21 protein-coding genes are annotated in these 26,342 nt (G+C 69.3%); 13 read left to right on the forward strand and 8 right to left on the reverse strand.

Features of this window, described 5'->3' with window-relative positions:
- Positions 1–183 precede the first annotated feature (183 nt).
- Together ATSB10_RS13500 and ATSB10_RS13505 are read right to left on the reverse strand one after the other, a co-directional pair.
- Positions 184–1,332 carry a cellulase family glycosylhydrolase gene (locus ATSB10_RS13500; protein ID WP_063673295.1) on the reverse strand — a complete coding sequence of 383 codons (1,149 nt, stop codon included), beginning with the start codon at positions 1,330–1,332 and terminating at the stop codon, positions 184–186.
- An 84-nt stretch (positions 1,333–1,416) separates the two neighbouring features.
- Positions 1,417–2,562, reverse strand: a complete 1,146-nt coding sequence (locus ATSB10_RS13505; RefSeq protein WP_063673296.1) for an aldose epimerase family protein — start codon at positions 2,560–2,562, stop codon at positions 1,417–1,419.
- A gap of 379 nt (positions 2,563–2,941) precedes the next feature.
- Between ATSB10_RS13505 and ATSB10_RS13510 the strand changes: the two genes are divergently transcribed.
- From ATSB10_RS13510 to ATSB10_RS13535, 6 genes are all read left to right on the forward strand, one after another.
- Positions 2,942–3,517, forward strand: a complete 576-nt coding sequence (locus ATSB10_RS13510; protein WP_425478128.1) for a sigma-70 family RNA polymerase sigma factor — start codon at positions 2,942–2,944, stop codon at positions 3,515–3,517.
- Complete coding sequence (locus ATSB10_RS13515; protein ID WP_063673298.1) at positions 3,514–4,200, forward strand: ChrR family anti-sigma-E factor; 687 nt, start codon at positions 3,514–3,516, stop codon at positions 4,198–4,200. The genes ATSB10_RS13510 and ATSB10_RS13515 overlap by 4 nt, the downstream gene beginning before the upstream one ends.
- A 110-nt stretch (positions 4,201–4,310) precedes the next feature.
- Positions 4,311–5,282, forward strand: coding sequence for a LysR family transcriptional regulator (locus ATSB10_RS13520; RefSeq protein ID WP_063673299.1), 972 nt, complete (start codon positions 4,311–4,313; stop codon positions 5,280–5,282).
- A 101-nt stretch (positions 5,283–5,383) separates the two neighbouring features.
- Complete coding sequence (locus tag ATSB10_RS13525) at positions 5,384–6,094, forward strand: SDR family NAD(P)-dependent oxidoreductase (RefSeq protein WP_063673300.1); 711 nt, start codon at positions 5,384–5,386, stop codon at positions 6,092–6,094.
- Between the two features lie 58 nt (positions 6,095–6,152).
- Entirely contained in the window at positions 6,153–6,389 is a 237-nt protein-coding gene (locus ATSB10_RS13530; RefSeq protein WP_017463956.1) for a tautomerase family protein, read from the forward strand.
- Positions 6,386–7,636 (forward strand): YbfB/YjiJ family MFS transporter, encoded by a 1,251-nt coding sequence (locus ATSB10_RS13535; protein WP_205631055.1) that lies wholly within the window; start codon positions 6,386–6,388, stop codon positions 7,634–7,636. The genes ATSB10_RS13530 and ATSB10_RS13535 overlap by 4 nt, the downstream gene beginning before the upstream one ends.
- Before the next feature lie 269 nt (positions 7,637–7,905).
- On the opposite strand, the gene ATSB10_RS13540 is transcribed toward ATSB10_RS13535, so the two are convergent.
- The 6 genes from ATSB10_RS13540 to ATSB10_RS13565 all read right to left on the reverse strand — a co-directional run bounded on the left by ATSB10_RS13540 (position 7,906) and on the right by ATSB10_RS13565 (position 19,139).
- Complete coding sequence (locus tag ATSB10_RS13540) at positions 7,906–9,906, reverse strand: SPFH domain-containing protein (RefSeq protein ID WP_063673301.1); 2,001 nt, start codon at positions 9,904–9,906, stop codon at positions 7,906–7,908.
- 311 nt (positions 9,907–10,217) lie between these two features.
- Positions 10,218–10,820, reverse strand: coding sequence for a DUF2170 family protein (locus tag ATSB10_RS19025; RefSeq protein ID WP_083966222.1), 603 nt, complete (start codon positions 10,818–10,820; stop codon positions 10,218–10,220).
- A gap of 94 nt (positions 10,821–10,914) precedes the next feature.
- Positions 10,915–12,495, reverse strand: a complete 1,581-nt coding sequence (locus tag ATSB10_RS13550; protein WP_063673302.1) for a tryptophan halogenase family protein — start codon at positions 12,493–12,495, stop codon at positions 10,915–10,917.
- A gap of 194 nt (positions 12,496–12,689) precedes the next feature.
- The gene (locus tag ATSB10_RS13555; protein WP_063673303.1) at positions 12,690–15,104 is read right to left on the reverse strand and encodes a TonB-dependent receptor; all 2,415 of its coding nucleotides are present in this window, start codon (positions 15,102–15,104) and stop codon (positions 12,690–12,692) included.
- 258 nt (positions 15,105–15,362) lie between these two features.
- Positions 15,363–17,846: a glycoside hydrolase family 3 protein gene (locus tag ATSB10_RS13560; RefSeq protein WP_063673304.1), complete on the reverse strand. Its 2,484-nt coding sequence runs from the start codon at positions 17,844–17,846 to the stop codon at positions 15,363–15,365.
- A gap of 267 nt (positions 17,847–18,113) precedes the next feature.
- Positions 18,114–19,139 (reverse strand): LacI family DNA-binding transcriptional regulator, encoded by a 1,026-nt coding sequence (locus tag ATSB10_RS13565; RefSeq protein WP_063673305.1) that lies wholly within the window; start codon positions 19,137–19,139, stop codon positions 18,114–18,116.
- Between the two features lie 158 nt (positions 19,140–19,297).
- Here ATSB10_RS13565 and hemN point away from each other — a divergent pair, with 158 nt between their 5' ends.
- The 7 genes from hemN (at position 19,298) to ATSB10_RS13600 (ending at position 26,312) form a co-directional block, all read left to right on the forward strand.
- On the forward strand, positions 19,298–20,713 hold the full coding sequence (hemN, locus tag ATSB10_RS13570; protein ID WP_063673306.1) for an oxygen-independent coproporphyrinogen III oxidase: 1,416 nt from the start codon (positions 19,298–19,300) through the stop codon (positions 20,711–20,713).
- 31 nt (positions 20,714–20,744) lie between these two features.
- Entirely contained in the window at positions 20,745–21,506 is a 762-nt protein-coding gene (locus ATSB10_RS13575) for a helix-turn-helix domain-containing protein (protein ID WP_063673307.1), read from the forward strand.
- Positions 21,507–21,588: 82 nt separating this feature from the next.
- Positions 21,589–22,827, forward strand: coding sequence for an NnrS family protein (locus ATSB10_RS13580; protein WP_063673308.1), 1,239 nt, complete (start codon positions 21,589–21,591; stop codon positions 22,825–22,827).
- 122 nt (positions 22,828–22,949) lie between these two features.
- Positions 22,950–24,482 carry a copper-containing nitrite reductase gene (gene nirK, locus ATSB10_RS13585; RefSeq protein WP_063673309.1) on the forward strand — a complete coding sequence of 511 codons (1,533 nt, stop codon included), beginning with the start codon at positions 22,950–22,952 and terminating at the stop codon, positions 24,480–24,482.
- A gap of 2 nt (positions 24,483–24,484) precedes the next feature.
- On the forward strand, positions 24,485–25,267 hold the full coding sequence (locus ATSB10_RS13590; RefSeq protein ID WP_236886425.1) for a formylglycine-generating enzyme family protein: 783 nt from the start codon (positions 24,485–24,487) through the stop codon (positions 25,265–25,267).
- The gene (locus tag ATSB10_RS13595; RefSeq protein ID WP_063673310.1) at positions 25,264–25,827 is read left to right on the forward strand and encodes an SCO family protein; all 564 of its coding nucleotides are present in this window, start codon (positions 25,264–25,266) and stop codon (positions 25,825–25,827) included. The genes ATSB10_RS13590 and ATSB10_RS13595 overlap by 4 nt, the downstream gene beginning before the upstream one ends.
- Positions 25,824–26,312 (forward strand): DnrO protein, encoded by a 489-nt coding sequence (locus tag ATSB10_RS13600; protein ID WP_205631056.1) that lies wholly within the window; start codon positions 25,824–25,826, stop codon positions 26,310–26,312. The genes ATSB10_RS13595 and ATSB10_RS13600 overlap by 4 nt, the downstream gene beginning before the upstream one ends.
- Positions 26,313–26,342: the final 30 nt, after the last annotated feature.

Below are 26,342 nucleotides of genomic sequence, written 5' to 3' on the forward strand. Positions count from 1 at the left end.
TGAACCCTGTGATCCAGTCCGATGCCCTGCAGATAATAATCGGACATTTGGCTATTTGTATTACTATAAGACCAACAATGCCGCAGGACGTCCCGCTTGTCATGCTGCGCTGCGGCGTCGTGTTTCCCGGGCAAAAAAAGAGCGCCCGGCGGGGCGCTCAATGGGGGTGTCAACAGTTTTCGCTCAGTAGCCGGCGGGCACCACGCCACGCGGCGCCACGCTGAGCGCATGGATGATCTGGATCTCGCGCGCCCGGTACGGCTTGCCGTCCGGGTGCAGCAGATCGTGGAACCAGATGGTGGGCGGCTCGAAGGTGTACGGACGCTTCCAGGAGTCCCACGGGAACCTGGTCTGCGACTTGCCGTCGACGAACCCCCAGTTGACCATGCCGATGTCGTCCTTCTTGCCGATCGGCAGGATCGTGTCGATGGTCGAGCCGGCCCCGCGCGCCATGTATTCGGTGCAGATCATCGGCCGGCCCCAGGCCTTGAGCTGCTTTACGCGCGCCTCGAATTCCTCGGGCCAGCCGTAGTTGTGGAAGCTGATGATGTCCGACTGCTCCAGCTGGGTCTTTTCGATCGCGTTGAGCCTGGCGCCGGGGCTCCAGTCGTCGTCATGCCACACACCGCTGGTCAGCGGCTGGGTCGGGTGTTCGCTGCGTGCCCAGGCGAACACCTGCGGCAGCAGTTCTGACACGTGCTGGAACTTGTCCTTCGGCTCCTTGGCGTCGTAGTTGCCGCCACCCGGGTTGTCCGGCTCGTTCCACACGTCCCAGGCCAGGACGCGGTCGTCCTTGGCGAAGTGGCCGACGATGTCCTTCACGTAGGCTTCGAAGCGCGGGTACTGGCGCGGGTCGTCCATCGCCACGCCCGGCGACTGCACCCAACCGGAGTTGTGCACGCCGGGGATCGGCGGGTGCTGCGGGCCGAGCTTCGGCTCGGGATCCCAGCACGAGTCGAACAGCACGAAGATCGGCTTGATGTGGTGCTTCGCGGCGATCGTCAGGAAGGTGTCGATGCGCTGCCTGAAGCCGGCCGCATCCTGCTTCCACAGCAGGTCGTGCAGGAACACGCGCATGGTGGTCATGCCCATCTGCTGCGCCCAGCCCAGCTCGGTGTCGATGCGGGCCGGGTCGAAGGTGGCCGCCTGCCACATCTCCAGCTCGTTGATGGCATTGGCCGGCAGGTAGTTGCTGCCGACCGGCCAGGCCTGCTTCGCATACCAGGCCGCCGCCTGCTGCTTCGACCAACGGGCGCCGTCGGCGGCGTGCACCGGGGCAAGGGCGAACGTCGCGGCCACGGCGAACGCCAAGCCGATCACGGTGTGTTTCATGGAACCTCCCGGAGGGGCCGACGGCAGCTCGAGCGTGGCCGGCCACGTGTGGACGGCCCGTGCGACGACCGCACGGGCGTCGGATCAGTGTGCGGCGCCTTCCACCGAAAAGCGGTAGACGATGCGGTTGTCGTAGGTCTGGCCCGGATCGAGCCGGGCGGAACCGAAGGCCGGCTGGTTCGGGGTATCCGGGAAGATCTGCGGCTCCAGCACGAAGGCGTCACCCTGCCGATAGATGCGGCCGGACTTGCCGACGCTGGTGCCGTCGAGGAAGTTGCCCGAGTAGAACTGCAGGCCCGGCTGCGCGGAATACAGGCTCAGCACGCGGCCGCTGTGCGGGTCGGCCACGCGCGCCACCACCCGTGCCTTGTCGGCCTTGTGTCGGCTGATGACCCAGTTCATGTCGTAGCCGCGACCCTGCAGAAGTTGCGGCTCCTTGCCGTCGCGGATGTCCCGCCCGATCGGCTTGCCCTGGCGGAAGTCGTAGTCGGTGCCGGCCACGGCGCGGAACTCGCCGGTCGGGATCAGCGTGGCATCGACCGGAGTGAAGTGGTCGGCCGGGATCGTCAGCACATCGTCCAGCACACTCCCCGAGCCTTCGCCGCCGAGGTTCCAGTAGGTGTGGTTGCTGATGTTGGCGATGGTCGGCGCATCGGTGGTGGCGCGGTAGTCGATGGTCAGCTGGTTGCTGTCGTCGAGCGTGTAGGTGGCATCCACCGTGAGCGTGCCGGGGTAACCTTGGTCGCCGTTGGGGCTGACGTAGCGCAGCGTGACGCTCGGCGCCGGCCCCTTGCTCACCCGGGTGATCGTCCACAGCACCTTGTCGAAGCCCCTGGTGCCGCCATGCAGCGAGTTCGGGCCGTCGTTGATCGGCAGCTGGTAGTGCTTGCCGTCCAGCGTGAACCGGCCTTTCGCGATGCGATTGGCGAAGCGGCCGACGGTGGCGCCGAAGTACTGCGGCTGGGTGATGTAGGTGGATGCCTCGGGGTAGCCGAGCACCACGTCGGCCATCTTGCCGTGCCGGTCGGGCAGGGTCAGCGACTGCAGGCTGGCGCCCAGGGTGATCACCCGGGCGGTGACGCCGTGATCGTTGCGCAGTGTCACCGCCTCGACCGCGCTGCCGTCCGGCAGCTTGCCGAACGCGGCGCGGCTGGCGTCGCCTGCCGCGGCGGCGGTCGGCAGCGCCAGCGCGGCCAGCCAGAGAGCCGTTGCACGAAGGGTAAGTGTCATGTCGAACCTGCTTGCGGGTCGGCGCGCTCGGCGCGGGGCGGCAGGAACGAAATCATATAATACTACATAAGGCAAGCCGCCCACTTGCTGCAGTCGCGAAAGCACGACGCTCCGATGTCGATGGCCCGGCGGGCGGGTCGCTTGCCGCGCCGCAACATTCCGCGCGACACCGGTCATGGCCTCCGTTGACGGCCGGATTGGGTCGGCCGGTACGATACCGGCGCTGCAGCGGACCCGCCCGGCAGGATCGCCCTACCCTGGCGGTCGCATCCGAAAACGGGCAGTGTCCGTAAAACGATCGGACTAGCCAAACTGCCGTTCGACCATGACCCCCGACACCCACCGCTGGAGCCTGTCGCCCTTCGAAACGGCGAGAGCCATGTCGACCAACGACCCGCAACCGAAAACCGCCGAGGACTGGGCTGCCGAAATGGCGGCGGTTTCCCGTTGCGGCGACCGCGACAGTTTCATGCGCATCTACGACCACTTCTTCCCCCGGGTGCGGCTCTATCTGCGTGGGCAGGGGTCGCCCGAGGCGGTCGCCGAGGAGCTGGCGCAGGAGGCCCTGCTTCGGCTGTGGCAGCGTGCCGGCATGTTCGATTCCGGCCGCGGCAGCCTGGCCACCTGGCTGTTCCGTATCGCACGCAACCTGCACATCGATCGCCTGAGGCAGGAGCGCTACTGGGTGGCGCTGCCCGAGGGTGCCGAACCGGCCGAGGACCCGCCCGACGAGCCGTATTCCCGGGCGGAAAGCTACGCCGACCACGTGGACCTGGCCCGCCGCATCGAGCGCCTGCCGGCGACCCAGGCCCGGCTGATCCGGATGTCCTACTTCGAAGCCAAGTCGCACAGCGAGATCGCGGCGGAGCTCGGCATGCCCCTCGGCACGGTGAAGTCCGGACTGCGCCGGGCGTTCCTGAAGCTGCAGGTGGAAGTCTGCGGAGGTGCCGCATGACTCCACGCCACCACCTGGACGAGGCCACCCTGGTCAGTTACGCCGCCGGCGCGCTCACCGACGGCATGCGCGCCGTGGCGGCGACGCACCTGGAAGCCTGCGGGCACTGCCGCGCGCAGCTGGCGGGGGCCGAGCGCATCGGCGGCGTCCTGCTCAGCCAGCGCCAACCCACGGACGAGCCGGGGCGGCTCGCGCAGCTGCGCGAGGCGATGCTCGCCCGTCTCGATGCGACGCCGCAGGCGCGCCCGGCCAGCACGCTCGGCGGCGACGATGATCACGCGGCCTCGCGGGTGGCCGGTACCGACCTGCTGCCGCGGGCGCTGCATCCGTATTTCGGCACCTCCTGGCGTGCCCTGCGCTGGCGCTGGACCGCACCGGGTGTGCACATGATCAAATCCTCGCGGCCGTCCGGCGACAACCTGATCATGCTGAAGATCGCCCCGGGCAAGAGCATGCCGGTGCACAGCCACGGCGGCAGCGAGCTGACCCAGATCCTCAAGGGTGCCTACGACGACGCGATCGGCCATTTCGGTCCCGGCGACATGGCCGACCTGGATAGCGACATCGAGCACCAGCCGGTGACGTCGCCCGGCGTGCCGTGCATCTGCGTGGCCGCCCTGGACGCACCGCTGCGGTTCCCGGGCTGGTTCGCGCGCAAGCTGCAGCCGCTGGTCGGACTCTGATCCCCAGCCGCGCCGACACATGCCGCGGCGCAGCGGCCAGGTCTGCCGTGCCTGCGTCGCCGAGGTCGTTGTAGGACACTTGCTCCGTACCCGACCGCGGAGCACGTCACATGGACCGCATCGATGCCATGAAGGTCTTCGTCGCCGCGCTGGATGAAGGCAGTCTCGCCGGTGCCAGCCGGCGCACCGGCCGTTCCCCCGCGGCGGTGAGTCGCGCCGTGGCCTTTCTCGAGGCCCACGTGGGCGTGCCGCTGCTGCACCGGACCACCCGTTCGCTGAAGTTGAGCGAAGCCGGCGAGCGTTACGCGGTGGCCTGCCGCAAGGTGCTGATGGAGCTGGAGGAAGCCGACCGCAGCGCAGCCGGGGAGCGCTCGGTGCCCCACGGCACCCTCACCATCACCGCCACCATGTTCGCCGGCGTGGAGATCCTGCGTCCCATCGTGGATGCCTACATGGACGCCTTTCCCACGGTCAGCGTGCGGCTGCACCTGCTGGAGCGCGCGGTGAACCTGATCGACGAGGGCATGGACCTGGCGCTGCGCATCACCCGCCTGCCCGATTCCACCCTGGTGGCGCAGCCGGTCGGTGAGGTTCGCCGCGTCGTCGTCGCCGCGCCACGCTACCTGGCGGCGCACCCTCGCATCGGCGAGCCGGCCGACCTGGCCAAGCATCAGGTCATCGCAATGCGGCACATGGGGCCGGAGTCGTGGAGCTTTCCGCCGCTGGAAGGTTCTTCGGTGCCACGTGCCGTCGCCTTCACGCCGCGGCTGGTGGTGAACAACGTGCGCGCGGCGATCGCGTCGGCGGTGGATGGTCACGGCGTGACGCGGCTGCTCTCCTACCACGTGGCAACCGAGATCCGGCAAGGGCAGCTGCAGGTGGTGCTCGCCGACGCTGAACCGCCGCGCATTCCGGTGCATCTCGTGGCGCCGTATGGACGGCTGTCGGTGCCCAAGGTGCGCGCCTTCGTCGACTTCGCGCTGCCGCTCCTGCGCACCCGCTTTGCCAGCCTCGCGAAGGATCTGGAGATGGCGCCGGCGCGGCCGATTCCACCGCGTCGCGGAAGAATGTCTGCCGGTTGACGGGTATTCGATAACCGGCCGTGCGTGTCTAGATTGTGGGGCGTCGGGCGAGGGCCCGATCGGCATCCAGCCGACCTCCACATTCAAGAGAGACGCACACCATGAACACTCAGCAGAAAGTCGCCATCGTCACCGGTGCCTCGCAGGGCATCGGCGCCGGCCTGGTCCAGGCCTTCCGTGACCGCAACTACCGCGTGGTCGCCAACTCCCGCTCGATCAAGCCGTCCAGCGATCCGGGCGTGCTGACCGTGGCCGGCGACATCGCCGATCGCGCCGTGGCCGAACGCATCGTCGCCGAGGCGCTGCAGAAATTCGGTCGCATCGACTCGCTGGTCAACAACGCCGGCATCTTCAGCGCCAAGCCGTTCACCGAGTTCACCGCGGAGGACTACGCGGCCAACCTGTCGGTCAACCTGGACGGCTTCTTCCACATCACCCAGCTGGCCATCGCCGAGATGGAGAAGCAGGGCAGCGGTCACGTGGTGAGCATCACCACCAGCCTCACCGACCACGCCATCGACGGCGTGCCGGCGGTGCTCGCCTCGCTGACCAAGGGCGGCCTCAACGCTGCCACCAAGTCCCTGGCGATCGAATACGCCAAGCGGGGCGTGCGCGTGAATGCCGTATCGCCGGGCGTGGTCAAGACACCGATGCACGGACCCGAGACGCACGGCGTCCTCGCCGCGCTGCACCCGGTCGGCCGGATGGGCGAGATCGCCGACGTGGTGAACGCCGTGCTGTACCTGGAATCGGCCGGCTTCGTCACCGGCGAGATCCTGCACGTCGACGGTGGCCAGAGCGCCGGCCACTGAGCCGGATGAAGGCGGGCCGCCGGCCCGCCTTTCCCTTCGCACAAAAGGAGACACCGTCATGCCGTACATCAACATCCAGGTCACCCGCGAGGGTACCGCCCCGGGTCGCAGCGCGATGACCGAGGAAGAGAAGGCCGCCCTGATTGCCGGCGCCAGCCAGCTGATGCTGGACGTGCTCGACAAGCCGCTGGAATCCACCTTCGTGGTGATCGACGAAGTACCGACGGAGAACTGGGGTTGGGGCGGCCTGCCTGCGCTCGAGTTCCGCCGCCGGCGGGCGGCAGGCAAGCCGTGAACCGGCCCGCTCCGGCAGGTGGCGATGCGCTGGCCGCATCGTCCGCGCCGAGCCCGGTCACGGCGTGGCAGGCCACGCTGGCGGGTTTCTGCGCCAGCCTGGTCGGCATCGGCATCGCCCGCTTCGCCTATACGCCACTGCTGCCGGCAATCGTGGCAGCGCACTGGTTCGCCGCGTCCAGCGCGGCCTACCTCGGCGCCGCGAACCTGGCCGGCTACCTGGCGGGTGCCGTGCTGGCGCGACCGGCGGCGAATCTTGTGGCGGCACGCGTCGTGGTCCGCGCGATGATGCTGCTGGCCTCCGTCGCGATGCTGGCCAGCGCGTGGCCGCTGTCGTTCGGGTGGTTCTTCGTCTGGCGATTCGCCTCCGGACTCGCTGGCGGCGGCCTGATGGTGCTGGCGGCAACCGCGGTGTTGCCACACGTGCCACCTTCGCGGCGCGGGCTGGCCAGCGGAGTGATCTTCATGGGCGTGGGGGCCGGCATCGCCGCGTCCGGCACGCTGGTGCCCCTGTGGCTTCACCACGGACTGGTGGCGACGTGGCTGGGGCTGGCTGCGATCTCGCTGGCACTCACTGCACTGGCCTGGCGCGGCTGGCCCGGCGACCGCGCCCCCCATATCGACCCGGCCGCGTCGCAGCGGCGGGTCCCGGGTCAGGCATGGTCGCTGCGCGCACTCTACGCGGGGTATGCCTTGAACGCCGCCGGGCTGGTGCCGCACATGATCTTTCTGGTCGACTTCGTTGCGCGCGGCCTTGGACTGGGCGTGCAGACCGGCTCGGCGTATTGGGTGCTGTTCGGGCTCGGAGCGCTGGCCGGACCGGTGCTCACCGGCCATCTCGCCGACCGGATCGGCTTCGGCCGCGCGCTGCGCCTGGCCTATCTGATCGAAGCGATCGCGGTGGCCTTGCCGGCACTGCTTCCGGGCACCGCGTGGCTGGTGATTTCCAGCGTGGTGGTCGGGGCCTTCACCCCCGGCATCGTGCCGCTGGCGCTGGGCCGCATCCACGAAGCGCTGCCGCACGACCATGCCGCGCAGAAGGCGGCCTGGAGTCGGGCGACCACCGGCTTCGCCCTGCTGCAGGCCGCCGGCGCCTACGGCATGTCCTACCTGTTCGCTCACGACGGTGGACGCTACGGACAGCTGTTCCTGGTCGGCTCCGGGGCATTGCTGCTCGCGCTGACCATCGATCTGGTCGTGAACGCGGCGGGGGCCGCGGCGCAGCGCCACGGGTCGCCGCCCGACTGAAGAAAAAAGCCCCGCCTTTCCGGCGGGGCTCTTGGCTTCCTTGCCGCGCTTCCTTGCCGCGCTTCCTTGCCGCGCTTCCTTGCCGCGCTTCCTTGCCGCGCTTCCTTGCCGCGCTTCCTTGCCGCGCTTCCTTGCCGCGCTTCCTTGCCGCGCTTCCTTGCCGCGCTTCCTTGCCGCGCTTCCTTGCCGCGCTTCCTTGCCGCGCTTCCTTGCCGGTCAACTCCGGCGCCACCCCCGCCCTCGTCCCGAAGGCGGGGGTGGCGAACCGCTTACGCGGTCGGTGCGTTGCTGCCGTCGGCGGCGACGCGCGGGGCGTCCTCCGCCAGGCCCGCGTCGGCCCGTTCGGCCAGCAGCGAGCTGGCCAGCTGGATCAGCGAGCCGATGCCCTGGCCGCCGGCGTCGCCGCCCAGCGCGATCTTCGGCACGATGGCGATCTGGCCATCGCGGATCGCTTCGGCGAACTGCGCGCCCAGCGTGTTGATCAGCTGCAGCCGCGCACCTTCGCCGGTGAGCGCCTGCGACTTGGCCTGGATCGCCGAGGCTTCCGCCTTGCCGACCGCGGCGATCGCCGAGGCCCTGCCGTCGCCTTCGGCGGTGAGCCGGCGGCGCTCGGCGTCGGCGTTGATGCCGATCACCTCGGCGCGCTTGTTGGCCTCCACCACGGCGGCCTCGCCGACGTTCTTCTTGATCGCGATCTGGATCGACGAGTTGGTCAGTTCCGCCTGGATATCGGTGGTGGCCCGGGCCTCGCGCAGCGAACGCTCCTTCATCGCCGACTGCTCCTGCAGCTCGTAGGTGGCGACCTGCTCGATCGCCACCTGGCGATCGCGCAACTGGTTGAGGATGGTGTCGATGCGCGCGCCCGAGGCGTTGCCGGCGCTGCCGTGCGGGGTGCCGATCAGCACTTCCTGCAGCTCCAGGTTGTAGGCGGCGAAACGCTCCTTCATCTGCTCGCCGGCCAGCATCTGGATCGCCGCGCGGTCCTGGATCAGCTGGATCAACGTCTTGGTCTGGCCGATGTTCTTGAAGTACGCGCTGACCATCGGGTCCAGCGTCTGGTCGACCAGCCGCTTGATGTCGCCGAAGCGCTGCACCACCAGCGGTGCCTTGCGGTAGTCGATGTGCACCACCACCGACAGCGGCAGCAGCGGCTCGAACGCGTCCTTGGTGATCAGCGAGACCTCGGTCAGGTTCTCGTCGAACTTGTGCAGGTTGGTCACCTCCGGGGTCCACTTGAGGATGAAGTTGGTGGTCGGCACCAGCTGGATCTTTCCGGCGTACGTGTTGAAGGCGTACTTGCCGGGCAGCAGCGGCTCCTTCCACACGCCGCGGCAGTCGTTGTCGACCAGCTCGCCGTGCGAGTAGCCGTCGCCCGAGCGGTCCGCACCGGTCTTGCCGATGTAGGACACGACCACGCCGACCGAGCCCACCGGCACCACGGTCTTGGGAATGAAGTCCACCGTGGCGAACAGCCGGTTGATGTAATAGGTGCCCTCCACCAGCACCTGGTGCTGGCGGCCGCGGTTGCCGCCGGCGCGCAGGAACGCGTCGATGTTCTGGAAGTTGTTGTGGAACGTGGCCACGTTGGTCGGGTCCTGGCCGACGCGTGGCGCCACGATCTCATCCGGCGGCAGCACCGGGCCGTCGTGCACGGTGACCACGCCGAGCATGTCGTTGGTGGTGTCCTCGGTGCCGCCACGGGCCTGGCCGCTGACGATCACCACCGGCGAGAAGCCGCGACGCTCGTTCAGCACCGCACCCATCTTGGCGATGGTGTCGGCCTCCTCGCGCGACAGCAGCAGGCCGTGCACGCGATTGAAGGTGATGATGGCGAACTGCGCCAGGTTCAGCGCGTAAGTGCCCTCGCGCAGGATGGTGCGCTGCGGGCCCTTCTGTCCGCCGCCGCGCAGGAACGCCGCGACGTCGACGATGCCGCCGTCCACGCTGCGGCCCAGCGCCTGGCCGTCGGCCAGATCCTTGCCGTCGCGGGCGAATACGTAGCCGATCTCGCCCTGCGGGATGGTGACCAGTTCCTCCTTGTGCACGCGGTACTGGAACGGAAAGAAGTAGTGCAGGCCGCCGCGCAGCACCTGCGGCTGGAAGCCCACCTCGCCCTTCAGGGCGATCAGCCCTTCGGTGAGCGAGGGTGCGCCCCACAGCCGCTCGACGATGCCGACGCGGTCGTTGGGGATGTAGACGATGACGTTGGAGGCGAACACCAGCAACGCCAGGATGACGACGGCCGCAGCCGCGGTGATGAGCCAGATCATGGTGGCAATTCCTTTTTGCAGTGGACCCGCTGCGTGCGCGGGCGGAATGAACGCGGTAAAGCGTGGCGACCTCTCCCGTGTAGCTCGCCGACGACGGCGACCGGGCAAGCCGCTCCCGTCACGCTGCGAGGCGTGGGCGAAAACGCATGCAGGTCGGCGCGACGACGGAGGTTCCGTCGCGGTGTCGGCGCGTGGGGTGGTGCGACGGACGGGGCGGCTTATCCGCTGCCGCGCGGTGTCCGGGTCAGATGGCGAGCCGGCCCGTGATGGCGGCGGTTCGTGGTGGGACAGGCGTGCATCGCATCACCCATTCAGCGGATCAGTGCAGCCAGCTCCTCGTGCGCGCGTACCGCGTTGCGGCCCAACACGTCGAGCTCCTCGACGATGTTGGCCAGCGGCGCGTGCGCCGAGAGCTGACCGAACAGGATGTAGTCGTCACCGACCAGGCCCACGTTGGACAGGGGCAGGGTCGGACCCAGGCGAAGACAGGCTTCGTTGAAGCGCGCGGCGCTTTTCACCGCGCCCTTCGTGCACAGCACCGTCGTCGCGAAAATCTCCTCGTCGCCGACCGTCAGCCGCGCCGGCAACTTGCCGTAGCGCGCCAGCGACAGCCCGATGGCCGGCGGCAGACCTTCCAGACGCACCTCGCGCAGCTCGCCGTGTGTGCCGGCATGCGCGGCGAGGGCCTCACACAACCGCGGCGCGCTCCACTTCTCGTGCACGCTGGCGAAGTCCATCCCCGCCAGCAACTGCTCGGTGTGTTCGCCGCGGGCGTGGCGCAGGAATTCGCGCACCATCGCCTGCTCGTCCTCGGTCATGTAGATGCGGGGGATGGTCATGCCCAGCCCGCTCATGCGCTCGCGGAACGCCTTCTGGCGTGCGGCGCCGGCGCTGGGCGCCTTGCGGTTGGTCATGATGGAATCCCCTGGAACCGATAGTTACGCGTAACGTTACGCGTAACTATACGCCGGTTTTCCCGCCGCGCAAGCGAAATCGGCGGACGCCCGGTCAGGCCGCCGCGTGCGCCCGCCCGGCGCGCTCGCGGTGCTCGCGCACCATCCGTTCGACGAAGGCGCGGTGATCGGGCAGGTCGTCCTGCGCGCGCGCCGCCACCTGCTGGATCGTGGCGAACTCCTGCCGCGCCTCCGCCACCTGGGTGTAGCTCCGGCGCATCGGGGTGAGGTCGGTGCGGAACTCCATGCCGTACAGCACGTACTGCCAGCTCGCCACCAGGAACATCTCCAGGTCGCCGACGAAATCGAGCCGGTGCGGCGGGCGATACCGCCACAGCGCGAGCTTGTCCTGCAGCGTCTGCGGGATGCTCCCGGGCGCGGTGTTGTCGCGCCAGAACGGCGTATCGCGCCGCTGGCTGAGGCAGTAGTGCAGCTTGATGAAATCGATGATCCGCTCGTAGCGGGCCACCATCATCGTGTTGTAGTGGCGGGCGATCCGCGGCAGGTCGTCGAGATCGGCCGGCAGCGCGTGGGTCAACAGGTAGGCACCCAGTTCCACCAGGGCGATACCGGTCGACTCCAGCGGCTCGACGAAGCCGCCGGCCAACCCCACTGCCACGCAGTTGTGCCGCCAGTGCTCGGGGCGATAGCCGGTCTCGAAACGGATACGCAGCGGCGTCAATCCTTCCGCTGCGTTGCCGAGGTAACCGCGCAGCACCTGCTCGGCGCGCGCATCGTCGGTGTGGCGGGAGGAATACACGTAGCCCACGCCGCGGCGCTGCTGCAGGCCGATGTCCCAGGTCCAGCCGGCCTCGTGTGCGGTGGCGATGGTGTACGAGGGGATCGGCGCGTCCGGTCGGTCGTACGGCACCTGCATCGCCATCGCACGATCGGCGAACAGCACGTCGGCGCGACTCAGGAACGGCGACTGCATGGTGCCGCCGGCGAGATGGCTGCGCAGGCCGGTGCAATCGACATAGAGGTCGGCGGTCATCGGGCCGAGCTCGGTGGTGATCAGCCGTGCGATCGCGCCGCGCTCGTCGAGTTCGGCGCGCTCCACGGTGGCGACGTGACGGTGCACGCCGAGTGTCTGCGTGCCGTGCTCGGCGAGGACCCGGGCGAAACAGGCCGCGTCGAAGTGGAAGGCGTGGTTGAGCGGCCCCTGATAGTCCGGATCCTGCGGCCGCTTCGGTGCCCGTCCGCCCTCGACCACCCGGCTCTGCAGGGTCACTGCCTCGGCGAACGGCAGCTCCGCTGGCGCCTCGCCCAGCAGCCAGTACGGCAGCAGCTCCGGCCCGCCCGGGCGCTGGCTGGGTTGGTTGAAGGGATGGAAGAATGCGTCGCGACCCGGAGTACCCGGAGGGCGCACCCAGTGGCGATAGTGGATGCCCTGCTTGTAGGTGGCGTGCGCACCGTCGAGGAAGTGGCGCTCGTCCAGGCCGATCGCCGCCAGCGTGCCGCGGATCGAGGGGAATGTCGCCTCGCCCACGCCGAGCAGGCCGATGTTCTCCGCTTCGACAAGATGCACCTGGATGCCGGACGGATCGCTCGACCGCATCGCCCGCGCCAGGTAGCACGCCACCAGCCATCCGGCCGTGCCACCGCCGACCACCAGCACCTTGTTGATCCGCGCCATCGCCGGCTCCTCACCCGCTGCGGTGCCATCGTCCTCCGAGACCTGCCCGATCGCAAAGAAAGGCCGGAGTCCCGCGGGGAACTCCGGCCGTTGCGCCATTCAAGGGGAGGGAGCCGGCATCGGCACCTGTGATGCCGGCAGGGGAACGGCAAAAGGGAGCGGCGCGCTGCTCACGACGCGCCGCCATCGACAACTCAGAACCAGAAGCCGAGCTGCACGCCGTAGGTCCGCGGCGGCAGGTACTGCGAGGTGAAGGCCACCGTGCCGTTGGCAAGCAGGGTGCTGCCGGCGGCGCTGCTCTTGACCTTGCCGTCGGTGACGTTCTGCACGTAGGCGTTGACGTACCACTTGTCGCCCGGCTCGGTGTAGCGCAGCGCCAGATCGGTGCGCACATAGGCCTTCTGCTTGTCGCCGTTGCCGAAGTTGAACCAGCTCAGCCACTGCGCGCTCTGGTACTGCGAACTGATGCGCGGGGTCAAGCGTCCACCGTTGCCGAGCACGAAGTCGTGCTCGTAGATCGCGGTGAGCGAGACGTCCGGCGCATGCGGCAGGTCGTTGCCGGTGATGTCCATGCAGTTGTTGCTGATGGTGGACTCCGGCGGGCAGGCGGTCGGCACGTAGTAGTCGTTGCTGGCCGCGTAGCGCTCGGTGCCCAGCTTCTTCTCCGGGATGATCGACAGCACCACGGTGGCGCGATCGTCGGCCTGCGAATAGGCCAGCTCGGACTCGAAGCCGGCCACCTTGGTCTTGCCGCCGACGTTGGCGAAGCCCAGGCCGTGCGTGCCGTCGGGATAGGTCACCGGCGCGGACAGCTGGTAGTTCTTGAACACCTCGTAGTAGGCCGCGCTGTTCCAGGTCAGGTGGCCGTCGAGGAAGGAGAACTTGGTGCCGATCTCGTAGTTGGTCAGCGTCTCCGGCTTGTACTGCGCGCCGCCATCCTGGAGGCCTCCGGACTTGTAGCCGGTGGACACGCTGGCGTAGACCAGCCCGGTCGCGCCGAGGTCGTGATCGACCCGCACCAGCCAGGTCGGCTTGCTCTTGCTGTAGGTGCCGTCGTTGTGCTGGCTGATGTTGAAGCCGGCGTCGGCGGGACTCTGCCAGGACGACAGCGGCAGCTGCGGATACGCCGCGTTGTATCCCCAGCCCCAGTTGATGCCGCCGCGGTTCTGCCGCTTGTCGTGCGACCAGCGCGCGCCGCCGGTGAGGCGCCAAGTATCGCTCATGTGCCAGGTTGCCTGGCCGAAGGCCGCGGTGGAGTCCACCAGCTCCTCCGGCTGGATGAACGAGCCCTGCCAGCTGACGGTGCCCTGCTGGGTGCCGTTCATGATCGGGATGTCGAAGCGGATGTTGTTGTTCTCGTGGGCGTAGTACGCGCCGAGGATCCAGTCGATGGTCTGCTCGCCGGTCGACTTCAGGTCCAGCTCGTGGCTGTAGCTCTTGTAGTTGGAGTAGTTGGTGCGGTCTTCCTGGTACACGCCGTTGGTGGTGAAGCTGGTCGGCACGTTGACGCCGCCGTCCTGGTCGAAGTCGCTCTTGCCGGAGTAGCGGCTGTAGCCGGCCACGTAGGTCAGCTCCATGCCGTCGGTGATGTTCCAGTCCATGCGGCTGCGCACCGCCTTGGAGGTGCGGTCCAGGTAGGGCGCCACGTCGGCCAGGGTCGACCAGAACTTCTGCCCGGGGCGCGGCTGCTGCATGAGGTTCATGCTGGGCGTGCCGCGGTCGGTGAAGTACTCGTACGAGATGTCCCACAGGAAGCTGTCCGACGGCTTCCAGCGCGCACTCACGCGGGCGGCCGACTGGTCCTGCGCGTTGTACTTCTTGCCGCCGTGCACGAAGTCGTTCGGGTTGATCGGCTGGAACGCCGCCGGATCGCCGCCGCTGGCCAGGTAGTTCACGCGCTGCTGGTCGACCGACGGGATCTGCCCGATCGGGTTCTGGTAGTCGACGTAGCCGTCGTGCTGTTCGTGCACCGCGGCCACGCGCATGGCGAAGGTGCTGCTGATGGGCAGGTTCACCGCCGCACGCACGCCGCTCTGGTTGTAGTTGCCGGCCTCGATGCTGCCGTTGCCGTAGAAGCCGCCGCCGATGTCCGGCTTGGCCGTGGTGAAGCTGATCGCGCCGGCGGTGGAGTTGCGACCCCACAGCGTACCCTGCGGGCCGCGCAGCACTTCCACGCTGTCCATGTCCAGCAGCAGGCTGGCCGCCGCCTCGGCACGCGGGGTGTAGACGCCGTCGACGAAGGTGGCGACCTCGGGGTCGGCATATTCGGTCTTGGCGCTGTCGTTGCCGATGCCGCGCAGGGTCAGGGTGACCACGCCGTGGTCGCCCTCGGAGGTACCCTGCAGGCCCGGCACCAGCTTGGTCAGGTCCTGCACGGTCATCACCCGCTCTTTGTCGAGCGTGTCGGCCGAGATCGCGCTGACCGCCACCGGGGTTTTCTGCAGCGGCGTCTCGCGCTTGGTCGCGCTCACCTCGACGGTATCCAGCTGCTTGATCTTCTTTTCCACCGGCGCCTTGCCGGACGAAGCGTCCTGCGGGGCGGCCAGCACGGTTCCCGGTGCGAGCACCAGGGTCATGGCGACATACAACGCCGAGTAGCGCAGCTTCATGTACTTCCCCTCCAGATGGTCTGATGGTTCGATGCCGCAGCCTTCGGCGCGGCGCGATCCTCTATCCCCGAAATGACAGCGCTGTCATACCTGATGATAAAAGAGCTCTTGTGCAGAAGCTTGACGCGCGGCAGCACATCCCGATTGCCCGACAAGCCACTGAATCCAATAAATAAATGCCTCTTCCTTCTTACCGGGAAGCTTCGCCATGCTGCGAAGCAACCCGAGCCCGGCCGCTACATCGGGCCGATGCCGTCCCTAGCGGGGACATCGGACCACCTGATCGGCGTCCGTCCCCAGCGCCACGCGGAACACGGTGAGCGCCGTTCCCGCGCCCGCTCCCAGCTCGAATGGTCGGTCGATGTGGTGCATGTCCGCGCCCGCGGCACGGAAGCACTTCAGCGGCACCCCCACGCGCGTCCACCGCCCCTGCGGCAGTGCGGCCAGCGCCGCGCCCAGCGGCACGCGGCCCTGGCAACCGTGCCCACAGCCGAGTCCAACCCAGGCGTCGGCGCCGGGCAACGCGTCCACGCGCAACGTGGCCACCAGCAGCACGTCGCCATTGGTCTGGCGGTCGAGGTCGAGCGGTGACCGGGCCTGCACGGTGAATCGGGCGCGCGCACTGGTCCAGGCCAGCCGGCGCGAGTCCTCCTGCGCATGGAAGTCGATCGCGCTCATCCGCAGGCTGCCGTCGCCGGCGCTGGCGGCGGAAACGTTGGCGGGCACCGGGTCGCCATCGGCACCGACCAGGCTCGCCGCATAGCCGTGCACCGGCTTGCCGCGCTCCAGGTAGTTGCCCACCGGCACCTGCTCGCCGTGGATGCCCGACACTTCCGGCAGCGGCCCCAGCGTGGCGTGATCGGTGTAGCGCAGGCCGTAGCCGAGCGGGAACTGCGGCGGGGCCTGCCCGGGCAGCGCGGTGCGCGGCCAGGCGTAGGCGAGGCGGCCGTGGAAGTCGTGGGCGATGCGGCCGTCGCGGGTGCGCAGCAGCACGTCGGCCACGCCCTCACCCTCGCTGCCCGGCAGCCACGCGGCGACGAAGGCATCGGCGGCGTTGATCTCGCGGTTCACCCACAGTGGCCGGCCGCTCAGGAACACCGCCACCACCGGGATGCCCTGGGCCTTCAGGTGCCTGATCAGCTCCAGGTCGTGGTCGTCGCCGGGCCGGTAGAGCAGGTTCGGCAGGTCGCCCTGGAATTCGGCATAGGGATCCTCGCCGAACACCACCACGGCCACGTCGGGCTTATGCGTGTAGCTGCCGTCGGGGGCGATCTCGGCGTGACCGCCGGCCGCCTTCACCTGGTCGGCGATGCCGGCACCGATCGACTGCGCGCCGGGGAAGTCCTTGTTGTTCAGGCCGGTGCCCTGCCAGGTCAGCGTCCAGCCGCCGCACTGGCGCGAGATGTTGTCGGCGCCCTCGCCCGCGACCAGGATGCGCTTGCGCGGATCCAGCGGCAGCAGGCCGCCGTTGTTCTTCAGCAACACCAGCGATTCGCGCACGGCGCGGCGGGCCAGCGCCCGGTGCGCCGGGCTGCCGACCACCTGGTCGGGATGGCGCGCCAGCGGCTGCGCCGACGGCAGGCCGGCGGTGAACAGGCCGGCGCGGAACTTCACCCGCAGGATCCGCGCCACCGCATCGTCCAGCCGCGCCATCGGGATCGTGCCGGACTTCACCTCGGCCAGCGTGTGTTCGTAGAGGCCCTTCCAGCTGTCCGGCGCCATCAGCATGTCCATGCCGGCGTTGTAGGCGATCGGGCAGTCGGTGTTGCTGCAGCCAGGGATCTGGCCATGCGCGTTCCAGTCGCCGACCAGCAGGCCCTGGAAGTCCATGCGCTGCTTCAACACGTCGGTGAGCAGGGCCTTGTTGCCGTGCATCTTCACGCCGTTCCAGCTGGAGAACGAGGCCATCACCGTCTGCACGCCCGCGTCGATCGCCGGGGGATAGCCGGCGGCGTGCACGTCGATCAACTGCTGCTCGCTGATCTCGGCGTCGCCCTGGTCCTTGCCGTCCTTCGTGCCGCCGTCGCCGAGGAAGTGCTTGGCGGTGGCGATCACGTGGGCGTCGTCGAGGAACTGCGGCGTGCCGACCTGGCCCTGCAGGCCCTCGACCATCGCCCGCGAATACTCGGCGACCAGCTTCGGATCCTGCGAGTAGCCCTCGTAGCTGCGGCCCCAGCGCACGTCCTGCGGCACCGCGATGGTCGGCGCAAAGGTCCAGTTGATGCCGGTGGCCCGCACCTCGGCCGCGGTGGCGGCGCCGATCTGCCGGACCAGTTCCGGATCGCGGGCGTTGCCCAGCGCGGAGTTCTGCGGAAACAGCGTGGCGCCGACGGTGTTGTTGTGCCCGTGCACGGCGTCGATGCCGAACAGCAGCGGGATCGCAGGGCGACCGTCGTGGCGGTCCATCGCCGCGCGGTAGAACGCGTCGGACAGCGCCAGCCACTGCTTCGCGTCGGCGGTCAGCGCACCGCCGGGCTTGGAGTTGCCGCCGGCCAGGATCGCGCCAAGGTGGTACTTGCGCACGTCCTCGGGGGTCGCGCTGAGGATGTCGGCCTGGATCAGCTGGCCGACCTTTTCCTCCACCGTCATCTTCGCCATCAGCCCGGCGACCTTGTACTCGAGCGCCGGATCGGCCGGGAACGGCCAGTGCGCGCTGGGCCAGCGATCCGGGTGCACGGCGGTGGCGGACGGGCCGGCGATCGCCGCGGCGAGCGGCAGGCAGGACAGGGTGAGGGCCAGCATGGCCGGGACGGAACGCCGGTGACGGACGGTTGCGGGCACGCCTTTCTCCCCTCGCTGCGAAGCGCGCGGCATCCCTCGCGGAGCCGCTCAGGGGGCGCAGACTGGCAGAAATGACAGCGCTGTCAAATTGCAGTGCAGCATTTCTGGAACACGCGCTTCCACAGCCGGAAGTCAGGCCCGGAGCGCCGAAAAGGCGTCAGAACGGGGCTCGGGGCACCTGCCGGCGGCGCGCGAACACGCCGGCGATTCCGAACAGGTCGGTGCCGCTCAGGTCGCGTCGGACGGCGGTGCGCCGGTCGATTCGCGCATCTGCAGCGTAAAAGGAACCTGCAGCAGCAGGCCCTCGCCGCGGCCGCGCAGCACTTCCATCAGCTGCTCGGTGGCGAGCTTGCCCATCTCGCGGCTGGGCTGGCGCACGGTGGTCAGCGGCGGCCACAACTGGGTGGCCAGCGGCGTGTCGTCGAAGCCGCAGACGGACAGGTCGCGCGGCACCTTCAGGCCCCGCTCGTTGGCGGCCCACATCACGCCGGCAGCCATGTCGTCGTTGGCGGCGAAGATGGCCGTGGGCAGGATCGGCCGGGAGAACAGTTCGCGCGCGGCGAGCACGCCGGAGCCGAAGGTGAACTGCCCTTGCACCACGTAATCCGGGTTGAACGGCAGCCCGGCCTCGGCCAGCGCGTCCTTGTAGCCGGCCAGGCGCCAGCGGCTGGCGCCATGGTCGGCAATGCCCAGGATGTGCGCGATGCGACGATGGCCGAGCCTCACCAGCTCGCCGACCATGGCCTTGGCCGCCTGCTGTTCGTCCATGCGGACGCCGATGGTCTCGTCACGGCGCAGCGGCGAGATGCTCGCGTGCGGCACACCGTGTTCATTCAGCCGGCGCAGCAATGCCGCGTTGTCGGTCAGCGGTGGCGTCACGATCACCCCGTCGATGTGGTGGTCGGCGACCAGCGCGTCGACGCGTCGGATGAAGTCCTGCACGCGCGTGCGCAACGGGCAGACCATCATGCTGTAGCGGTTGGCGTTGCAGGCCTCCAGCACACCGTCCTGGATCTCGGCCAGGTAGGTGGAGGCCGGGTTGTCGTTGTTGTCGTAAAGCATTGCGACCAAGAACGAGCGGCTGCCGGCCAGGCCGCGTGCCGCCGGGCTCGGCCGGTAGTTCATCTGCTCCATCGCGGCCAGCACGCGCTGACGGGTGGATTCCTTGACCGACGGCTCCTCGTTGAGCACACGGGACACGGTCTTGGGCGACACGCCCGTCGCACGCGCTACATCTTCAAGGCGGACCCGCATGCTCGCTCCCGACACCCCCTGCCACCGATCGACTATGCCTGCGGCGCGGATCGCGTGACAAGGCTGGAGTGGCCCGGGCTGGCTGCGCCGGGCACGACCCGTCGCCGGACTGATCCTGATCAAGAAGCCGCCGGCCGCGACCCGGCACAGTGCGCGCCATGGAAGCTACCCGTACCGCCACCGTGATCCAGCCACCTACTTTCGACGCGGACCTGATCGCCCGCTACGACGTCAACGGCCCCCGCTACACCAGTTATCCGACCGCGCCGCACTTCCGCAGCGACTTCGGCGCGGCCGAGCTGCGCGAGGCGATCCGCGAATCCAACGAGGAACCGATCCCGCGGCCGCTCTCGGTCTACGTGCACGTGCCGTTCTGCATGAGTCCGTGCTTCTACTGCGGCTGCAACCGGGTCATCACCCGCGACCTCGACAAGGCCGACCGCTACCTGGAGCGGCTGTACCGCGAGATCGGGCTGATCGCTCCGCTGTTCGACCGCGACCGTCCGGTGCGCCAGCTGCACTTCGGCGGCGGCACGCCGAATTTCCTCGACATCGAGCGAATGCGCGATCTGATGCAGTCGCTGGGTCGGCACTTCAGCATGGAGCGCGGCCGCGAGCGCGAGTACGGCATCGAGCTGGACCCGCGCTTCGCCGACGGCGACTACGTGCGCGAGCTGGGCGAGCTCGGCTTCAACCGCGTCTCGGTCGGCATCCAGGACTTCGACCCGGCCGTACAGCAGGCGGTGAACCGGATCCAGTCGGTGGCGCAGACCGCCGCGGTGCTGAACGCGGCGCGCGAGGCGGGCTTCGCGTCCAGCAGCGTGGACCTGATCTACGGCCTGCCGCTGCAGACCGTGGCCGGCTTCGACCGCACCCTCACCGAGGTGATCGCGCTGTCGCCGGACCGCGTGGCCGTGTACGGCTATGCCCACCTGCCGGAGATGTTCAAGGCGCAGCGGCAGCTCGACGCCAGCCTGCTGCCCGACGCCGCCACCCGGCTGGCCCTGCTCGGGCGGGCGCTGGAGCGGCTCACCGCTGCCGGCTACGTCTACATCGGCATGGACCACTTCGCCAAGGCGAACGACGAACTGGCCAAGGCGCAGCGCGCCGGCCAGCTGCAGCGCAACTTCCAGGGCTACTCCACCCACGGCGACTGCGACATCGTCGGCCTCGGGGTGAGCGCGATCGGCCGCATCGGCGACTGCTATAGCCAGAACGTGCGCGACCTGCCCGGCTACTACGCCGCGCTGGATGCCGGCCACCTGCCGGTGGCGCGTGGCCTGCGGCTGAGCGAAGACGACCTGATCCGGCGCGCGGCGATCGGCGAGCTGATGTGCCAGGGCACGCTCGACCGCGACGCCTTCGGTGCGCGCCACCGGATCGACTTCGACGTCTACTTCGCCGACGCGATGACCCGCCTGGAGCAGCTGGAAGCGGACGGCCTGGTCTCGATCGAGGGGCCGCGCATCGTCACCACCTCGCGCGGCCGCCTGCTGCTGCGTATCATCGCCATGTGCTTCGATGCCTATCTGGATGCCGGCGCGCCGCCCACACGCTACTCGCGCGCGATCTGACGCCATGGATGTTCAAGAGGCTGTTCCCACGATGCGTTCCGATACGCGGGCCGGTCGCCTGCCCGAGCCCTCCAGCCCGATCGCCGACGACGGCGATGCCATCCGCTTCTGCCGCACCTGTGCGTTCGCCGGTGCGTGCCTGGCGGTGGGCTACGGCAAGCCCGAGCTGGAGGCGCTGCACTGCCTGGTCGAGCATGTCGGACCCTATCGCACCGGCGACCACGTGTTCCGCACCGGCGACCCGTTCCGCGCGATCTTCGCGGTACGCGCCGGCACGGTGAAAACCTGCCTGGTGGACCGCGAGGGCCGCGAGCAGGTGCTGGGCTTCTACCTGCCCGGCGAGGTGATCGGGCTCAACGCGATCTACCCCGAGCAGTTTCCCTGCGATGCGATCGCGCTGGAGAACGCGCAGTTCTGCCGCTTCTCGTTCCCGGCGATGAGCGCGCTGGCCACCCGCATGCCGGCGGTGCAGCAGCACCTGTTCCGCCTGCTCAGCAAGGAGCTGGGCACGGCCAGCCTGCTGGCCGGCGACCACAGCGCCGACGAGCGCGTGGCCGCGTTCCTCTGCGACCTCGGCAGCCGCTACGCGGCGCGCGGCTTCTCCGGCACGCGCTTCGTGTTGAGCATGTCGCGCGGCGACATCGCCAACTACCTGCGGCTGGCCTCGGAAACCGTCAGCCGCGTGCTCACCCGCTTCCGCAGCCAGGGGCTGATCGCGCTGGAGGGGCGGCAGATCGAGCTGCTCGATGCGGACGCGCTGCACCGGCTGGGCGAGGGCCTGCTGCCGGGCTGAAGCCTTGCTCCGCTGATCTGGATCAGAGTGCCGGCACCGTCCAGCGCCGAGCATACGGCCTTCTGCCGACAGGCCCAGGCCAATGCCCGATCTTCTCCCATCCGCGCCTCCCATCCCCTGGTCACCGGCGGTGCTGACCCAGGCGCCGCACCGGGTGCTGTTCCTCGCCGGCGCCTGCACCGTGCTGACCAGCATGGCGTGGTGGGCGCTGGAGCTGGCCGCGCTGCGCTTCGGCTGGTCGTCGTGGCCGCAGCCACCGGTGCCGCCGGCCTGGGGCCACGCCCTGCTCACGGCATACGGGATGCTGCCGCTGTTCATGTTCGGCTTCCTGCTGACCGTGTTCCCGCGTTGGCTGGATCGCCCCGCGCTGCCACGCTCGCGTTACGTGCCGGTGGCCGGCTCGGTGTTCGGCGGCTATCTGCTGGCGCACGCCGGTCTGCTGGGCAGCCTGCCGCTGCTGCGCCTCGGCGTCGCACTGATGCTGGCCGGCTACGTCCTGGCGCTGCTGCCGCTGACCGGCGTGCTGCGTGCCGCGGCAGCGCGCAACGCCCACGCATGGTCGTGCCTGGCAGGGCTGTCGACGGGCACACTCGGGCTCGCCCTCGGGCTGGCCGTGCTGGGTGGCGCGCCGGCATGGCTGATGCCGCTGGCGATCCGCCTCGGCGTGTTCGGCTTCCTGCTGCCGGTGTACTTCAGCGTGTGCCACCGGATGATCCCGTTCTTCAGCGCCAACGTGGTGCCTGGCTACCGCATGCTGCGGCCGCGCTGGAGCCTGCCGGTGGCCTGGATGCTGCTGCTCGCGCACATCGCGCTGGAAACGGTCGGTGCCACCGCCTGGCGCTGGCTGGCCGACCTGCCACTGGCGCTGCTGTTCGGTTGGCACGCGCTGGCGTGGCAGCCGTGGAAGGCCCGGCGTCCCGGCCTGCTGTTCGCGCTGCATCTGGCATTCGCCTGGCTGCCGGTGGCGATGGTGCTGTTCGCGGCGCAGAGCCTGTGGCTGGCGCTACGCGGCGAGGCGGTGCTCGGCCTGGTGCCGCTGCACGTGCTGACCATCGGCTACTTCGGTTCGATGCTGGTGGCGATGGTCACCCGCGTCACCCAGGGCCACTCCGGCCGCCTGCTGCAGATGGGCGCGGTGCCGTGGCTGTGCTTCATCTCGCTGCAGTGTGTGCTGGCACTGCGCGTGCGCGCCGAGCTGGGCGCGGACGGCTACCGCTGGCTGGTGTTCGCGGCGGCCGGCTGGCTGCTGGCGTTCGCGCCCTGGGTGCTGCGCTCGGCGTGGATCTACCTCACCCCGCGCGCCGACGGCCGGCCCGGCTGACCGCCTGCGCTGTGGCGGCTTGTCGCAGCGCAGGCGTAAGCTCTTGCGACTGATCTGTATCAGGGGCGCCGCAAGGCGCCTGCCTAACCTGTTCGTCACGGATAACGAAAGGGGAAAAGATCATGTCCACGCTGTTGCGCACCCTGCTGGCCACCGCCAGCGTCCTGGCGATCGCCGCCTGCTCGGGCAAGCCCGATGCCACCACGCCCACCACCGGCACCGCGCCGCCGCAGGCCACCGCGCAGAACGGCATTCCCGGCGACTTCGGCCCGCCGCAGGGCGAGCCGATCCACGCGGTACTGACCAGCCCGCCGAACGTGCCGCCGCCGATCCACCGCAACCATCCGGCCAAGGTCATCGTCGACCTGGAAGTGATCGAGAAGGAGATGCCGATCTCCGAGGGCGTCACCTACACCTACTGGACCTTCGGCGGCACCGTGCCGGGCAGCTTCATCCGCGTGCGCCAGGGCGACACGGTGGAGTTCCACCTGAAGAACTCGCCCGACTCCAAGATGCCGCACAACATCGACCTGCACGGCGTCACCGGCCCGGGCGGCGGCGCGGCCTCCAGCTTCACCGCGCCGGGACACGAGTCGCAGTTCACCTTCAAGGCGCTCAACCAGGGCATCTTCGTCTACCACTGCGCCACCGCACCGGTCGGCATGCACATCGCCAACGGCATGTACGGGCTGATCCTGGTCGAACCGCCGGAGGGCATGCCCAAGGTCGACCACGAGTACTACGTGATGCAGGGCGACTTCTACACGGTCGGCAAGTATCGCGAGAAGGGCCACCAGGGTTTCGACATGGACAAGGCGATCGACGAAAAGCCGACCTACGTGCTGTTCAACGGCCACGAAGGCGCGCTCACCGGCGACAAGGCGCTCACTGCCAAGGTCGGCGAGACGGTGCGGCTGTTCGTCGGCAACGGCGGTCCGAACCTGGTGTCCAGCTTCCACGTGATCGGCGAGATCTTCGACACCGTGCGGCAGGAGGGCGGCACCGTCGAGCAGCACAACGTGCAGACCACGCTGATCCCCTCCGGCGGCGCCGCGATGGTCGAGTTCAAGACCCAGGTACCGGGCAGCTACGTGCTGGTCGACCACTCGATCTTCCGCGCCTTCAACAAGGGCGCGCTGGGCATCCTCAAGGTGGACGGCCCGGAGAACAAGTCGATCTACTCGGGCAAGGAGGTCGACTCGGTCTACCTCGGCGACCGCGCCGAGCCCAACCTGCATGCGGTGGCCACCGCCGCGAAGGCCAACGCCGCCGGCACGCTGAGCAAGGACGAACAGATCGCCGCCGGCAAGCAGCTGTTCACCGGCACCTGCTCGGTCTGCCACCAGGCCAACGGCGACGGCCTGCCCAGCGTGTTCCCGCCGTTGGCCAAGTCGGACTACGTCGCCACGCTGGCGGGCAAGGACAAGGCCGCACTGATCGCGATCCCGCTGCACGGCCTCACCGGCAAGGTCACCGTCAACGGCGTCGAGTACGACTCGGTGATGCCGCCGATGACCCAGCTCACCGACGACGAGGTCGCCAACATCCTCACCTATGTGCTCAACAGCTGGGGCAACCCCGGCGGCCAGGTGACCAAGGACGAGGTGGCCAAGGTGCGCGCCAAGCCTGCTGCCACCGCGGGCACAGGGCACTGACCGTGTATCCGCGCGTCCCGATGCTGGCGGGACTGCTGCTGGCCGTGGCCTGCGCCACGGCCAGCGCCGCCGATTACGTGCCACTGCCCGGCGGCCGCTTCGCCAGCGTGCTGCCGGCCGACGGCAAGACCGCCCCGGCGCAGGTGGCGCCGTTCGCCCTGCGCACCGAACCGGTGACCAACGCCGAGTTTCTCGCCTTCGTTCGTCGCCATCCCGAGTGGCAGCGCGACCGCGTGCCGAGCGTGTTCGCCGACGGCCGCTATCTCTCGCAGTGGGCCGGCCCGGACACGCTCGGCGCCGACGCGCTGCCTGCGCAGCCGGTGACCCGGGTGAGCTGGTTCGCCGCGCAGGCCTACTGCCAGAGCGAACACGCCCGCCTGCCCAGCTGGTACGAGTGGGAAATGGCCGCCGCAGCCGATGCCACCCGCGCCGACGCGCGCAGCGACCCGGCCTGGCGCGAGCGCGTGCTGGACTGGTACAGCCGCCCGTCCGGCCACGCCCTGCCGCCCGTCGGTGGCCCGCCCGACCTGCACAGCGTACGCGACCTCAACGGCCTGGTGTGGGAGTGGGTGGACGACTTCAACGCCCTGCTGGTGGGCAGCGACAGCCGGGACCAGGACGGCGCCGACAAGCTGAAGTTCTGCGGCGCCGGCGCGATCAGCATGGAACAGAAGGAGAACTACGCCACGCTGATGCGCATCGCCATGCTCTCCTCGCTGAAGGCCACCGACACCACCGCCAACCTGGGCTTCCGCTGCGCGCGGCCCATCGGGGATACGCCATGAACCGCCTGCTGCTCCTGCTCTGTGCCCTGCTGCTGGCCGTGCCGCTGCACGCCGCCGACGCGCTTCCGGGCGACTCGATCTACCAGTTGCCGGTGACCCTCACCGACCAGGCCGGCCACGCTGCGCCGCTGGCCGCGCGCCGCGGCCAGCCGCAGCTGGTCAGCATGTTCTACGCCTCGTGCACGATGGTCTGCCCGATGATCATCGAGACGATGAAGGCGACCCGCCACGCCGCCGGCGACCCGTCCGCACTCCGGCTGCTGGCGGTGAGTTTCGATCCCGCGCGCGACAGCGTCGCCAGGCTCGCCGACTACGCCAGCCACCATCAGCTCGATCCGCGTTGGTGGACGCTGGCGCGCGCGGAACCGGCCGAGGTACGGCCGCTGGCCGCACTGCTCGGCGTGCAGTACCGCCAGCTGCCCGACGGCGACTTCAACCACTCCAGCGTGCTGCTGCTGCTCGATGCCGACGGCCGCGTGGTGGCGCGCAGCACGATCATCGGCCGCACCGATCCCGACTTCGTCGCCACCGTGCGCCGGCTCGCCGGGAGCCGGCCGTGAACCGCGCCGTCGCACCGCTGCTGGTGTTGCTGGCCGTTGGCCTGTCCGCGTCGGCGTCGGCGTCGGCGTCGGCGTCGGCGTCGACGCAGCATGCGCATCACTCGATGCCGGCCGGAACGGCCGCGCCTGCACCCGCGCCCGACCACCGCTGGCCGGTCGACGCGGCGCTCGAGGACGGCATGGGTCGCATCCATGTGGCGCTGGACGAACTGCGCCACTACGAGATGGGTCACATGGACGCGACGATGGCGCTGGACCGGGTCGGCCTGATCGAGCAGGCCGCCGCCGACATCTTCGCCGGGTGCAAGCTGCCGGAGGACCGCGACGCGGTGCTGCACCACATGCTGGTGCCACTGCTCGCCGCCGCGCAGGCGCTGAAAGCACACCCGGATGACATGGCCCAGGTGCAGGCGATGCGCGACGCGGTCGCCGACTACCCGCGCACCTTCGCCGATCCGGGCTGGGCCACGCCGGCGGCGCACTGACCACGCCGGCGCGCGGCCCTGCGACATCCC

Origin of the sequence: Dyella thiooxydans, assembly GCF_001641285.1 — a bacterium.
GTDB classification, from domain to species: Bacteria; Pseudomonadota; Gammaproteobacteria; order Xanthomonadales; family Rhodanobacteraceae; genus Dyella_A; species Dyella_A thiooxydans.